The 13,604-nt window shown below is 74.2% G+C and carries 12 protein-coding genes and 1 riboswitch; of the genes, 6 read left to right on the top strand and 6 right to left on the bottom strand.

Features of this window, described 5'->3' with window-relative positions:
• Positions 1 to 10: 10 nt before the first annotated feature.
• Together BLS67_RS21750 and BLS67_RS21745 are read left to right on the top strand one after the other, a co-directional pair.
• Entirely contained in the window at positions 11 to 2,119 is a 2,109-nt protein-coding gene (locus BLS67_RS21750; protein ID WP_091250008.1) for a PTS fructose transporter subunit IIABC, read from the top strand.
• 82 nt (positions 2,120 to 2,201) lie between these two features.
• Positions 2,202 to 2,462 carry an HPr family phosphocarrier protein gene (locus BLS67_RS21745; protein WP_091250005.1) on the top strand — a complete coding sequence of 87 codons (261 nt, stop codon included), beginning with the start codon at positions 2,202 to 2,204 and terminating at the stop codon, positions 2,460 to 2,462.
• 89 nt (positions 2,463 to 2,551) lie between these two features.
• Here BLS67_RS21745 and BLS67_RS21740 read toward each other — a convergent pair whose 3' ends face one another.
• The 3 genes from BLS67_RS21740 to pdhA are packed head-to-tail and all read right to left on the bottom strand — an operon-like array spanning position 2,552 to position 6,160.
• Positions 2,552 to 4,054: a dihydrolipoamide acetyltransferase family protein gene (locus BLS67_RS21740; protein ID WP_091250002.1), complete on the bottom strand. Its 1,503-nt coding sequence runs from the start codon at positions 4,052 to 4,054 to the stop codon at positions 2,552 to 2,554.
• 1 nt (position 4,055) lies between these two features.
• Positions 4,056 to 5,030, bottom strand: a complete 975-nt coding sequence (locus tag BLS67_RS21735; RefSeq protein WP_165617690.1) for an alpha-ketoacid dehydrogenase subunit beta — start codon at positions 5,028 to 5,030, stop codon at positions 4,056 to 4,058.
• Complete coding sequence (gene pdhA / locus BLS67_RS21730) at positions 5,027 to 6,160, bottom strand: pyruvate dehydrogenase (acetyl-transferring) E1 component subunit alpha (RefSeq protein WP_242654272.1); 1,134 nt, start codon at positions 6,158 to 6,160, stop codon at positions 5,027 to 5,029. The genes BLS67_RS21735 and pdhA overlap by 4 nt, the downstream gene beginning before the upstream one ends.
• Before the next feature lie 130 nt (positions 6,161 to 6,290).
• Here pdhA and BLS67_RS21725 point away from each other — a divergent pair, with 130 nt between their 5' ends.
• Genes BLS67_RS21725 through BLS67_RS21715 form a run of 3 tightly spaced genes read left to right on the top strand, consistent with a single transcriptional unit; the run spans position 6,291 to position 8,846 of the window.
• Positions 6,291 to 6,761 carry an Lrp/AsnC family transcriptional regulator gene (locus BLS67_RS21725; RefSeq protein ID WP_242654271.1) on the top strand — a complete coding sequence of 157 codons (471 nt, stop codon included), beginning with the start codon at positions 6,291 to 6,293 and terminating at the stop codon, positions 6,759 to 6,761.
• A 19-nt stretch (positions 6,762 to 6,780) separates the two neighbouring features.
• Entirely contained in the window at positions 6,781 to 8,289 is a 1,509-nt protein-coding gene (locus BLS67_RS21720) for an alpha/beta fold hydrolase (RefSeq protein WP_091249993.1), read from the top strand.
• A gap of 38 nt (positions 8,290 to 8,327) precedes the next feature.
• On the top strand, positions 8,328 to 8,846 hold the full coding sequence (locus BLS67_RS21715; protein ID WP_091249990.1) for a hypothetical protein: 519 nt from the start codon (positions 8,328 to 8,330) through the stop codon (positions 8,844 to 8,846).
• On the opposite strand, the gene BLS67_RS21710 is transcribed toward BLS67_RS21715, so the two are convergent.
• The 3 genes from BLS67_RS21710 to BLS67_RS21700 form a co-directional block, all read right to left on the bottom strand.
• Positions 8,847 to 10,160, bottom strand: coding sequence for a serine hydrolase domain-containing protein (locus BLS67_RS21710; protein ID WP_091249985.1), 1,314 nt, complete (start codon positions 10,158 to 10,160; stop codon positions 8,847 to 8,849).
• A 10-nt stretch (positions 10,161 to 10,170) separates the two neighbouring features.
• Positions 10,171 to 10,509 (bottom strand): DUF3817 domain-containing protein, encoded by a 339-nt coding sequence (locus tag BLS67_RS21705; protein ID WP_242654270.1) that lies wholly within the window; start codon positions 10,507 to 10,509, stop codon positions 10,171 to 10,173.
• A 115-nt stretch (positions 10,510 to 10,624) separates the two neighbouring features.
• On the bottom strand, positions 10,625 to 11,701 hold the full coding sequence (locus BLS67_RS21700) for a C40 family peptidase (RefSeq protein WP_091249976.1): 1,077 nt from the start codon (positions 11,699 to 11,701) through the stop codon (positions 10,625 to 10,627).
• 15 nt (positions 11,702 to 11,716) lie between these two features.
• Positions 11,717 to 11,863, bottom strand: a riboswitch (cyclic di-AMP (ydaO/yuaA leader).
• A 214-nt stretch (positions 11,864 to 12,077) separates the two neighbouring features.
• Between BLS67_RS21700 and BLS67_RS21695 the strand changes: the two genes are divergently transcribed.
• On the top strand, positions 12,078 to 13,604 hold the full coding sequence (locus BLS67_RS21695) for a phytoene desaturase family protein (RefSeq protein WP_091249973.1): 1,527 nt from the start codon (positions 12,078 to 12,080) through the stop codon (positions 13,602 to 13,604).

Below are 13,604 nucleotides of genomic sequence, written 5' to 3'. Positions count from 1 at the left end.
GAGCACCTCCGTGTCCGCACTCATCACCCCCGACCTGGTGGCGCTCGACGTCAGCCCGGGCGCCGACAAGACGGCCGTCATCCGGCAGCTGTCGGATCTGGTCGCGCGCAGCGGCCGGGCCACCTCCGCCGAGGGGCTGTACTCCGACGCGATGGACCGCGAGGCCAAGGTCGCCACCGGCCTGCCCGGCGGCATCGCGATCCCGCACTGCCGCTCCGCCGCGGTCACCGAGGCCTCCCTGGCGTTCGCCCGGCTCACCCCGGGTGTCGACTTCGGCGCCTCCGACGGCCCGGCCGACCTGGTCTTCCTGATCGCCGCGCCGGCCGCCGGCGACGCCGACCACCTGACCCTGCTCTCCTCGCTGGCCCGCGCCCTGGTCCGCCCGGAGTTCGTGGCCTCGCTGCGCAGCGCCCGCTCGGCCGACGAGGTCGTCGCCCTGGTGCAGGACGTCGTCTCCCCCGCCCCGGCCGCCACCGCCGCCGCCCCGGCCGCCGCGCCGGCCCCCAGCCTGGCCAAGACCCCCGCCGGCGGTCCGACGCTGATCGCGATCAGCGCCTGCCCGACCGGCATCGCGCACACCTACATGGCCGCCGACAAGCTGGCCGCCGCCGCCCGCGAGATGGGCGTCGACCTGCACGTCGAGACCCAGGGTTCCTCGGGGTCCACCCCGATCGACCCCTCGGTGGTCAGCAAGGCCGCCGCGGTCATCTTCGCCGTCGACGTCGGGGTGAAGGACCGCGAGCGGTTCGCCGGCAAGCCGGTGATCCAGTCCGGCACCAAGCGGGCCATCCAGGAGCCCGAGGTCATGATCCGCGAGGCGCTCGCCGCCGCGACCGACCCGAACGCCCGCCGCGTGCCCGGTGGCACCGGCGCCGAGGCCTCCACCGCCAGCTCCGGCGGCCAGGGCGTCGGCTCGGAGATCCGCCGCTGGCTGCTCACCGGTGTCAGCTACATGATCCCGTTCGTCGCCGCCGGCGGTCTGCTGATCGCCCTGAGCTTCCTGCTCGGCGGGTACCAGATCGTGCTCACCGACCCGGCGTCCGCCTCGGGTCAGAGCTACGCGCTGAACTGGGCGCTGAACAACAGCTTCTTCAACCTGCCCGTCGCCGACGCCGGCACCGGCCTCAACGACGGCCTGCTCGGCTACCTGGGCGCGCTGTGCTTCGTCCTCGGCGGAGCGGCGTTCGGGTTCCTCGTCCCGGCCCTGGCCGGCTACATCGCCTACGCGATCGCCGACCGCCCCGGCATCGTGCCCGGCTTCGTCGTCGGCGCGGTCTCCGGCACCGTGGGCGCCGGCTTCCTCGGCGGCGTCGTCGGCGGCATCATCGCCGGCTTCGCGGCCAAGTGGATCTCCTCGTGGAAGCTGCCCTCGGGCGTCCGCGGGCTGCAGCCGGTCGTGATCATCCCGCTGCTGGCCACGATCATCTCCAGCGGCATCATGGTGCTGTTCCTCGGCCGCCCGCTGGCCGCCGCCCTCACCGGTCTCGGCAACTTCCTCAACGGGCTGACCGGCACCTCGGCGATCCTGCTCGGGATCATCCTCGGCCTGATGATGTGCTTCGACCTCGGTGGCCCGGTCAACAAGGCCGCCTACGTCTTCGCCACCACCGGCCTCACCGCCGCGATCGCCGGCGACGGCGGCCGGCAGCAGCTGGTCATCATGGCCACGGTCATGGCCGCGGGCATGGTCCCGCCGCTGGCGATGGCGCTGTCCACCGCGATCCGGCCCAAGCTGTACACCGCCGCCGAGCGGGACAACGGCAAGGCCGCCTGGCTGCTGGGTGCCTCCTTCATCTCCGAGGGCGCCATCCCGTTCGCCGCGGCCGACCCGCTGCGGGTCATCCCCTCGATGATGCTCGGCGGTGCCACCACCGGTGCCCTCGTCGCCGGCTTCGGCGTCCAGCTCCGCGCCCCGCACGGCGGCATCTTCGTGTTCTTCGCGATGAGCAACGCCCTGCTGTTCTTCCTCGCGGTGATCATCGGGACCATCGTCGGCGCGGTCGCCGTGACCGTGGCCAAGAGCGTGGGCAGCAAGCCGGTCGCCCCCGCCGACGCCACCGAGGCGGCCATGGTGGGCCACGCCGTCCCCACCACGGGTGCCGCCGTCGCCGCGAGCTGACAGGATCGACCCCGAACCCGGGGCGCGGGCGGTCCGCCGTCCGCGCCCCGGCACCTCACTCACCGAAGAGGAGCGCACCTCGATGCCCAGCAAGACCGTGACCGTCGGTTCCGCCGTCGGCCTGCACGCCCGCCCCGCCGCCCTGATCGCCGAGGCCGTCGGCAAGGCCGGGGTGCCCGTCACCCTGGCCACCCCCGGGGGCAACCCGGTCGACGCCGGCTCCCCGCTGATGATCATGACCCTGGGCGCCAAGAAGGGCGCCGAGGTCGAGGTGTCCAGCGACGACGAGGCCGCCCTGGCCGAGATCGCCGCGATGGTCGAGCGCGACCTCGACGCGGAGTAACGCGATCGGCCGCCCACGGGTGGCCGTCGGATGACGCTGGGGACCCACTTCCTGCGGGAAGTGGGTCCCCGGCGTCATGTGGTGGGCGGCTACAGGGTCAGGGCCACGCCTGGGTCGTGCAGGACCGCGCCGATGTCGGCGAGGAAGCGGCTGCCCAGTTCGCCGTCGATGATGCGGTGGTCGAACGAGAGGGCCAGCTGGGTGACCTGGCGGACCTTGATCTTGCCCTTGTGCACCCAGGGCATCTCGCGGATCGCGCCGAAGGCCAGGATCGCCGACTCGCCGGGGTTGAGGATCGGGGTCCCGGTGTCGACGCCGAACACGCCCACGTTGGTGATCGTGATCGTGCCGCCCGACATCGCGGTCGGCGACGTCTTGCCCTCCCGCGCGGTCGCGGTGAGATCGGCCAGCGCGCCGGCCAGCTCGGCCAGCGACAGCCGCCCGGCGTCCTTGATGTTGGGCACGATCAGCCCGCGCGGGGTGGCCGCCGCGATGCCCAGGTTCACGTAGTCCTTGACCACGATCTCCTGCGCCGCGTCGTCCCACGAGCTGTTGACCATCGGGTGCCGGTGCGCGGCCAGCAGCAGCGCCTTGGCCACGAACAGCAGCGGGCTGACCCGCAGGCCGGCCAGCTCGGGGCGTGCGGCCAGCCGGGTGCGCAGCGCCATCATCCGGCTGACGTCGACGGTGAGGAACTCCGTGACGTGCGGGGCGGTGAAGGCGCTGGACACCATCGCGGCGGCGGTGTGCTTGCGCACGCCCTTGATCGGGATCCGCTGCTCGCGGCCCTCGGTGCCGGCCTCGGCCGCGGGGAACCGGACGACCGTGCCGGCGTCGGCGGCCACCTCGGCAGGGGTGCGCGCGCCGGAGCCCCGGGCGGCGTCCACGTCGGCGCGGGTGATGACCCCGCCGGCGCCGGTGCCGGTCACCGTGGCCAGGTCGACCCCGGCGTCCTTGGCGTACTTGCGCACCGGCGGCTTCGCCAGCGGACGGGGTGCCCGCCGGCCCGGGGCCACGGCCTGGGCGGAGGCCGCCTCGGCGTCGGTGGCGTGCTGCTCGGCGGCCCGACCGATCTCCAGGCCACCGTGCCGCACGGGCTTGCTGGTGGCGTCCGGGGCGGTGGCCAGCAGCGGCGGCCGGTCGGTGCCGCTGCCGTAGTCGGCCTCGGGGATCACCTGCGGCGCGGTCGCCCGCTCGGCGACCGCGGCACTGGAGTGCCGGGGCCGGCGCTTGGCCTCGGTGTTCTTCGGGCCGTAGCCGACCAGCACCGAGGTGCGGCCACCCGGCGCGGGGCCGCCGATCAGCCCGGCGGCCGGGGTGTCGTCGTCCGCGGCAGGGGCGTCGTCACCACCGAGGTCGATGGTGATGATCGGGGCGCCGACGTCGACCGTCGTCCCCGGCTCGTGCAGCAGCTCGACCACCGTGCCGGCGTACGGCGAGGGCAGCTCGACGGCGGCCTTGGCCGTCTCGACCTCGCACAGCGGCTGGTTGGTGACGACGACGTCGCCGACCGCCACGAGCCACTGCAGGATCTCGCCCTCGGTCAGGCCCTCGCCGACGTCGGGCAGCTTGAACTGACGCAGGTCCGGCATCTCAGAACTCCATCGCGCGGTCGACGACGTGGAGCACCCGGTCCAGGTCGGGCAGGTACTCCTCCTCGAGCTTGGACGGCGGGTAGGTGACGTCGTAGCCACCCACCCGGAGCACCGGGGCCTCCAGGGAGTGGAAGCAGCTCTCGGTGACGCGGGCGGCGATCTCGGCGCCCAGGCCCAGGTTGGTCTGCGCCTCGTGGACGACGACGCAGCGGCCGGTGCGGCGCACCGACTCCTCGACCGGGCCGAGGTCCAGCGGCGAGAGCGTGCGCAGGTCGATCACCTCGAGCGAGCGGCCCTCGTCGGCGGCGGCCTCGGCGGCCTGCAGCGCCGTCTTCACCATCGGGCCGTAGGCCAGCAGCGTGACGTCGTCACCGGCCCGCACCACCCGGGAGCTGAACAGCGGCGGCGGGGTGGCCTCGAGGTCGACGTCGGCCTTGTCCCAGTACCGGCGCTTGGGCTCGAAGAACACCACCGGGTCGGGGCTGGCGATGGCCTGCTGCAGCATCCAGTAGGCGTCGGCCGGGTTGGAGACCGCGACCACCTTGAGCCCCGTGGTGTGCGCGAAGTAGGCCTCGGGGCTCTCGCTGTGGTGCTCGACCGCCCCGATGCCGCCGCCGAACGGGATGCGGATGGTGATCGGCATGGGCAGCTTCCCGCGCGAGCGGGCGTGGATCTTGGCCACCTGGGTGACGATCTGGTTGTAGGCGGGGAACACGAACCCGTCGAACTGGATCTCCACCACCGGCCGGTAGCCACGCATGGCCAGCCCGACCGCGGTGCCCAGGATGCCGGCCTCGGCCAGCGGGGTGTCGACCACCCGCGCCTCGCCGAAGTCCTTCTGCAGGCCGTCGGTGATGCGGAAGACCCCGCCCAGCTTGCCGATGTCCTCGCCCATGAGCACGACCTTCGGGTCGTCCTCCATGGCCTTGCGCAGGCCGGTGTTGAGGGCCTTGCCCAGCGTCAGCGTGGTCACGAGGCGAAGCCCTCCTGGTAGGCGAGGAACTCCGCGCGCTGGGCGGCGATCTCGTCGGTCTGCTCGGCGTAGACGTGGTCGAACATCTCGGTGCCGGCCGGGTCGGGCATCTCCAGGGTGCCCTTGCGGATCCGGACGGCGAGCTCGTCGCCCTCCGCCTCGACGCCGGCGAAGAAGTCGGCGTCGGCCTTGCCCGACCGCGACAGGTAGGCCTTCAGCCGGGCGACCGGGTCGCGCAGCTTCCACTCCTCGAGCTCGTCGGCCAGCCGGTAGCGGGTGGGGTCGTCGGAGGTGGTGTGCGCGCCCATGCGGTAGGTGAACGCCTCGATGAACGTGGGGCCCGAGCCCTCGCGTGCCCGGGCCAGCGCGGCCCGGGTGACGGCCAGGACGGCGAGGACGTCGTTGCCGTCGACCCGGACGCCCGGGAACCCGAAGCCCGCGGCGCGGCGGAACAGCGGCACCTTGGACTGCCGCTCGATCGGCACCGAGATGGCGTACTGGTTGTTCTGGCAGAAGAAGACGACCGGGGCGTCGAAGGTGGCGGCCCAGATCATCGCCTCGTTGACCTCGCCCTGGCTGGTCGCGCCGTCGCCCAGGAAGGCGATGGCGGCCCCGTCGCCGCCGGCCGTGCCCGAGTCGCGCTGGATGCCCATCGCGTAGCCGGTCGCGTGCAGGCACTGCGCACCGATGACGACGGTGTACAGGTTGAACTTGGTGGCCACCGGGTCCCAGCCGCCGAGGTCGTTGCCGCGGAACAGGCTGATGACGTGCAGCGGGTCGACCCCGCGGGCCCAGGCGACGCCGTGCTCGCGGTAGGTCGGGAAGGCCATGTCCTGGTCGGTCAGCGCCCGGCCGGCGCCGATCTGGGCGGCCTCCTGGCCCAGCAGCGAGGCCCAGATGCCCAGCTCGCCCTGCCGCTGCAGGGCGGTGGCCTCGACGTCCCACCGGCGGACCAGGGCCAGGTCGCGGTACAGGGAGCGCAGCTCGTCGTCGGTGACGTCCACCGCGTAGTCGGGGTGCTCGACCCGTTCGCCCTCGGGCGTCAGCAGCTGGACCAGGTCCGGCTGGGCCGGCAGGTGCGGTGCACCCGCCCCCGGTACCGGGTCGACCATCTCGCGTACTGCGGTCACCGTCGTTCTCCTCACGTCGCAGAGCTCCGTGTGCAGCACATCACTCCCGCGCCGAGATGCGCAAGGCGGGTCGACGAATCTGAGCAGGATGTTCAGTGGACGACCGGTGTGGCGTGGCACACTGAGCACCGTGAGCGGGATCGATGCCACCGACGCCCGACTGCTGCTCGCCCTGTCGCAGGACCCCCGGGCCACCGTGATGGCGCTGTCGCAGTCCCTCGGGCTGGCCCGCAACACCGTGCAGGCCCGGCTGGCCCGGCTGGAGTCCGGCGGGGTGCTGGACCCCTTCGAGCGCCGGGTGCGCCCCGAGGCCCTCGGCTACCCCCTGGGCGCCTACGTCACGGTGACGGTGGTGCAGACGTCGCTGGCCGAGGTGAGCGCGGGCCTGGCCGACATCCCCGAGGTGCTCGAGGTGATCGGGCTGTCCGGTGCGGCGGACCTGCTCGTGCAGGTGGTCGCCCGCGACGCCGACGACCTGTGGCGGATCAGCGAGCAGGTGCTGGCCATCCCCGGCGTGCAGCGCACCGACACCAACCTGGCGCTGCGCCGGTTCGTCGACCACCGCATGACACCGCTGCTCAGGCGCGCCGCCGACCGCTGAGGGCTGGTTAGGGTGCGCCGTGCGGATCCGGCCCCTCCTCGTCCTCGTCGTCCTGCTGCTGGCCGGGTGCCGGATCGACGGGACGGCGTCCCCCGCCCCCGACGGCTGGGAGTTCGTCTCCGAGCGCCCCTGCGCCGAGACCACGGCCAGCGGCGCCGACGAGTTCTCCTGCGTGACCCTGAGCGTCCCGGTCGACCACGCACGACCGGCCGGTGAGCACTGGGACGTCACCTTCGGCGTGCACCGCGCCGAGGGCGAGCGCCGGGGGGTGTTCGTGACGTCGACCGGCGGCCCGGGTTCCAGCGGGCTCGACCTCGCGGAGGCCTACTCCACCGAGTTCCCCGACGAGCTCTGGCGGGACTTCGACGTGGTCTTCTTCGACCAGCGCGGCATCGGGCTGTCCCAGGAGTTCCGCTGCGACGACACCTACTTCGACTACTACGCGTTCGTCGACAGCTCGTCCTCGGCCGCCGACCGGGACGCCTTCGCGCAGGACAGCACCCGCTTCGGCGAGGACTGCTTCGCCGAGGCCGGTGTCGACCCCGCCACCGCGCCCCGCTACGCCACCGCGCAGGCGGTCGAGGACCTCGAGGACTTCCGGCAGTGGCTGGACGCCCCGCAGCTGATCCTCTACGGCGAGAGCTACGGCACGCAGTACGTGCAGACCTACGCCGCGGCGCACCCCGACCGGGTCGAGCGCCTCGTCCTCGACGGGGTGGTGGACCTGACCACCGACCAGACGGCCTTCGCCGTCCAGCAGGCCGAGGGCATCTCGGCCGTCCTGGAGGCCACCCTCGCGCGGTGCGATGCCGACCCGACCTGCGCTGCGGCCGCACCCGGTGACTCCCTCGCCGACTACGACGCGCTGCTCGACCAGCTGGCCGACGACCCGGTGACGCCGCCCGGCGGCTACCCGGTGGACGACTACACGCTGCGGTCGGCGGCCTCTGCGTCGATGAGCGACCCGTACTCGCGGGAGGACTTCACCGAAGCGCTCAACGACGCGCTGAACGGGGACGTCGCCGGCCTCGACGAGCTCGGCAACGGCTCCTCCGGCCCGACGGCGGACTTCTCCGAGGCCCTCTACCTGGCGGTGGAGTGCCAGGACTACGACTTCGTGCCGGCCGGTGGTGACCCCCGCGCTGCCCTGGACGACTGGCTGGGCGTCGCCGCCGCGGCGGGTGTCGACGACCTGCGGCTGTCCTACTACTACGGCGACGAGGACTGCCTGTTCTGGCCGGGGTCGACGACCGACCCCGACTTCGCCCGCCCGGAGCCGGTCACCGACCCGCCCTACCCGGTCCTGGTGCTGAACTCCGACACCGACGCCAACACGCCGTTCGTCGGCGCCCGGGCCGTGTTCGGCCGCCTGGTGCCGGACGCCGGGCCGGCCGACGCGGCGATCATCCAGCGGTACGGCCCGCACGTCATCTACGGTTACGGCGACCCGTGCGTCGACGACCCGGTGCACTCCTTCGTCGAGACCGGCGAGCTCCCGGCCCAGCGGGTCACCCTCTGCACCTGGTGACCGTTTCCGCCTGGGTCCGGCCCGGGTAGCGCGAGGCCATGGCGAAGAAGACACCCCTGGGTGCGATCGGCAAGGGCAGACGCGGCATCTCCACCGGGGGGTGGCTGGTCCGCGGTGCGGCCGCCGGCGCCGCCGGGACGACCGTGCTGAACACGGTGACCTACCTGGACATGGCCGTGCGCGGCCGCGGCACCAGCGACACCCCGGAGCAGACGGTCGAGGCCCTGGCCGACAAGGCGCACGTGGGCATCCCCGGCCAGGGCGACACCCGCGACAACCGGGTGGCCGGTCTCGGCCCGCTCACCGGGATCGTCGCCGGGGTGGGTGTCGGTGTGCTCGCCGGGCTGGCCCGGGCGGCCGGCTTCCGTCCCAACCCGGTGGTCGGCGGTCTGGTGGCCACGGTCGGCGCGCTGGTCGGCGCGAACGGCCCGATGGCGGCGCTGGGCATCAGCGACCCGCGCACCTGGTCGACCACCGACTGGGCCGCCGACGTCGTGCCGCACCTGGCCTACGGCTTCGCCACCCACTCCACGCTGGCCGCCCTCGACCGCGCCTGATCAGCGCCAGCCGGCCGGGTCGACCCCGCCGGGCACGGGCGCGGCGGGGTCGTAGGGCGTGCGGGTGAACACGAACGTGGCCAGGTCCAGGTGGTCGGGCGCGATGCGCAGGGTCTCCCCGGCGTAGTAGCCGTCCAGGCCGATCCAGGCGCCGTCGGCGCGCCGGGCGAACCGGCTGGCCCGGCCACCGCGCCCGGGCAGCGGCCCCAGGTGCAGCAGTCCGCCGCCCTGGGCGCGCAGCACGTACGGCGCCGGCCCCCAGAACCACACCCCGAGGACGTCCAGCGGCACCGGGGGCGGCGACGGCGTCCACGCCGCCCCCACGTACGGCTCGGCCGCCCGCAGGTCGGCGAGCAACCCCGGCACCAACGGGTCCAGGCCGCTGGTGGTGTTGGCCAGCATCACCGCACCGGCCTGCTCGGACCGGTCGACGAACACCCCGGCCAGGAACCCGGGCATCGAGCCGCCGTGCCCGACCAGCGTGGCGCCGTCGACCCGCAGCACCTGCAGGCCGAGCCCGTAGGCCGACCAGCCGGCGGCGGAGGAGTCGACGCCGGCGGGCACCGCCATCTCGGCCAGCGTCGCCCCGGCCAGGACGTCGCCGGTGTCGCCGAGCAGGAACGCGGCGAACCGGCCCAGGTCGGCCAGCGTGGCCCACAGCTGACCGGCGGCGTCCATCACCCCGGCGTCGTGCTCGGGCTCGGGCAGGACGACGTCGGCCCACGGGTGGACGGCGGTCCCCCGGGCCGCCGCGCCGGTGGGCCGGGGCGTCGTCCGGGCCATGCCCAGGGGGCCGAGCACCTCGGCGGTGACGACGTCGACCCAGGACCGGCCGCGGTGCCGGGCGACCAGCTCGCCGAGCAGGCCGAAGCCCAGGTTGGAGTAGTGGAACCGGCGGGCGGCACCGAGCACGACGTGCTCGGGGCCCAGGTGCAGGTCGGCCAGCGACCCGCCGGGCACCCGCTCCCACCACCCGCCGGGGCTCTCGCTGGAGGCGCCGGCCAGGTGCGACAGCAGCTGCCCCACCGTGCGGTCGCCCAGCGGGGTGCCGGGGACGTGCCGCTCCAGCGGGTCGTCGAGGCGCAGCCGGCCCTCGTCGCGCAGCCGCATGACCACCACCGCGGTGATCGACTTGCTGATGGAGCCCAGCCGGTACTGGACGTCGGTGTGCGGGTCGGCGACCTCGCCCCGACCCGCGGACCAGGCCAGCCCGCCGTCCCGGACGACACCGGCGACCAGGCTGGGCGCCCGGCCGTCGCGCTGCACCCGAGCGGTGCGGGCGAGCAGGGTGCGGGCAGTGGTGGGCTCGACCATGCCCTGGAGGCTAGGGGGTGGTGACCGGCTGACCGAGCGGGAGGCGACCGGTGCGGGCCGCACGGCGCTCGAACCAGACGGTGGCGAACGGCGGGACCGAGGCGACCAGGGCCAGGGCGACGGTGGGGAGGTCCCAGCGCAGCACCCGCCAGGCGACGAGCGCGACGACGACGTAGGCCACGAAGACGGCCCCGTGGATCGGGCCGGCGACCTGCACCCCGACCTCGGAGGTGCGCAGCACCCACTTGACGAACATGCCGGCCAGCAGCAGCGCCCAGCTCACCGCCTCGGCGAGGGCGACGACGCGGAACGCGCGGGCGACGGTGCGGGGAGCGAGGAGTGCGGCCACGACCGGTCCCAACGACCGGCCGGACGACGTCGTCCCCGGGTGTGACGGACCCCGCACGCGACGGAGCCCCGCTCACCGTCTGGTGAGCGGGGCTCCGTCGGGGCGCCTGCGGCGATCAGCCGGCGAGGCGGCGGTACGCCGTGGGAGAGGAGCCCATCGCGTCGATGCTGGCGACCTTGACCACGTCACCGGACGTGGGGGCGTGCACCATCATGCCGTTGCCGATGTAGATGCCGATGTGGCTGACCGGCGAGTAGAACGCGACCAGGTCGCCGGGCTGCAGGTCGGCGCGGGAGACCGACTGACCCATCGAGGCCTGCGAGGCGCTCGAGTGCGGCAGCGAGATGCCGGCCGCGGCGTAGGCGTACTGGACCAGGCCCGAGCAGTCGAAGCTGTCGGGACCGGAGGCGGCCCACACGTAGGGGTCGCCCTGCTGGGCCAGTGCGGTGTCGACGGCGGTCTGGGCGGCGGCGGAGTTCGCCACGACCGAGCCCACGGAGCTGGCGGCGGCGCTGCTGCTTCCGCCGCTGCTGCTCGAGACGCTGCCGGTGGAGGCCACCGCGGCCTGCTCGGCGGCGCTCAGCGCGTTGTACTGCGCCTGGTAGTCGGCGATCTGGGCGTTCAGCGCGTCCTGCTGGGCGGTGACGTCGTCGAGCTGGGCCTGCGCGTCGGCGGTGGCCTGCTGCGCCTGCGCCTGCGCTGCGGCCGCGGCGTCGTTGGCCTGCTGGGCCTGGGTGAGCACCTCGGTGGTGTGCTCGGAGAGCAGGTCCAGCGTGGCCGTCTGCTCGACGAAGTCACCGGCGGACTGCGAGGTGAGCAGCGCCTGCAGGGAGCTCAGCTGGTTGCCGCCCTGGTAGGCGGTGCGCGCCACGTCGGTGACGGTGCCGCGGGCGGTGTCGAACGCGGCCGACGCGGCGGCCGCGGTGGCGGTGGCCTGGTCGGCTGCGGCTTGGTCGGCCTCCAGCGCGACGCGGGCGCTGTTGAACTGCTCGGTGAGGACCTCGAGCTGCTGCCCGCGGTCGACGATGAGCTGGGCCGCCTCGGCAGCGGTGGTGGGCTCGGCGGCGGTGTCACCGGGGGCGGCCATGGCCGGGCTGGTGGTCATCAGGACCCCGGCCGCGGCGAAGAGGGTGATGACGGCGCGGCGCCCGCGGAGGGCAGGGCGGCGCGCGATCGAGCTGGTACTCGCCATGTGCGGCGGGTGGTCCTTTCTTCCAACGAGCCGCCTACCGAGTTAGCTGACGGATTCGGGCGGGAAGTTCGCCCGGCACCTCGGCCCTCTCGGGCCTGCGGTGCTTCACCCCAGTGCTGCGGTGGGTCCCCGGTCCACGCGCCCCGGTGGTGCTGGTGGGACGGCTGTGGTTCGGCGGCGTCCGGCCGTTGCCACCCAGGGGAGGTGGCGGAACGATCCGTCCGGACTCCGAGACCGTAGGTGCGTTACCGACTCGTGACAAGTGAGCCCCCTCCGATTGTGGAGTTCTCCACGTTCCGGCGCGGGACACGCCATGAGCACGCTCACAACGCGTGAGCGGACAACTGCGTCCGCTCGGGTGGGTGACGATGCCGTCATGCGGTTCGACGTGGTGGTGGTCGGCGGTGGGCACAACGGTCTGGTCGCCGCGGCGTACCTGGCCCGGGCCGGGCGGTCGGTGCTCGTGCTCGAACGCCGGGCCGGGCTCGGCGGGGCGGCAGTGGGCGAGCAGGTGTTCCCCGGCGTCGACGTCCGGCTGTCGGCCTACTCGTACTTGGTCAGCCTGCTGCCCGACCGCGTCGTGCGGGACCTCGACCTGGGCGTCGTGCTGGCCGACCGGGCGGTGAGCTCGGCGACGCTGCTCGGCGACCACGCGCTGGTGGTCGAGCGCGACCCCGGCCCGGCCACCGCCGACTCGTTCCGCGCGCTGACCGGGTCCGACGCCGAGTGGGCCGGCTGGCAGCGGTTCTACGGCCGGCTCGCCACCCTCGCCGAGGACCTCTCCCCCACCCTGGTCGAGCCGCTGCCCACCACCGCCGAGCTGGAGCGCCGGCTCCGGGACCCGCAGCTGTACCGCGACCTGGTCGAGCGCCCGCTGGCCGACGTCGTGGCCGACCACCTGGACTCCGACGTCGCCCGCGGGATCGCGCTGACCGACGGGCTGATCGGCACCTTCGCCGACGTCCACGCCGCCGACGGCCTGGCCGGCCGGTGCTTCCTGTACCACCTGGTCGGCAACGGCACGGGTCTGTGGCGGGTACCGGTCGGCGGCATGGGCGCGGTCAGCGGTGCGATGGCCGACGCCGCCCGCCGCGCCGGCGCCGACCTGCGCACCCGGGCGTCGGTCACCGCGGTCGAGACCCGCGACGACGGCGTCACCGTGCACTGGACCGACGACGCCGGGACGACGCACGCCGTGGACGCCGAGCACGTGGTCGCCGGCTGCGCACCGGCCGTCCTCGACGAGCTCATCGGGACGCCGCCGGGACCACGGCCGGTGGGCGCCCAGCTCAAGGTGAACATGGTGCTGACCCGGCTGCCCCGGCCCCGGTCGGGCCTGGACCCCGCGGTGGCCTTCGGGGGCACCTGCCACGTCGACGAGGCGGCCTCCCAGCTCGACGCCGCGTACGCCGAGGCGGCGGGCGGCGTCCTGCCGACCACCGTCCCGTTCGAGGTGTACTGCCACTCCCTGACCGACCCCTCGATCGTCGGGGAGACGGGGCTGCACACGCTGACCCTGTTCGGGCTGCACACCCCGGCCGACCTGTTCACCGCCGACCCCGCGGGCACCCGCGACGAGGCGGTGCGCCGGGTGGTGGCCCAGCTGGACGCCCAGCTCGAGGAGCCGCTGGCCGACTGCCTGGCGACCGACGCCGACGGGCGGCCGTGCCTGCAGGCGGCGTCCCCGCTGGACGTCGAGGCGTCCCTGGCCATGCCGGGCGGGCACATCTTCCACGGCGACCTGAGCTGGCCGGTGGCCACCGACGCCCAGCCCGCCGGCACCTGGGGCGCGGCCACGACCCACCCGCGCGTGGTGGCGGCGTCCAGCGGCGGGACCGTCCGCGGCGGTGCGGTCAGCGGCCTGGGCGGCTACGCCGCGGCCCGCCACCTGCTAGACACCTGA

This window comes from Klenkia soli (genome assembly GCF_900103975.1).
GTDB lineage: Bacteria > Actinomycetota > Actinomycetes > Mycobacteriales > Geodermatophilaceae > Klenkia > Klenkia soli.
Note: the sequence above shows the minus strand (reverse complement) of the source record. Positions and strands in the feature narration are given on the sequence as shown.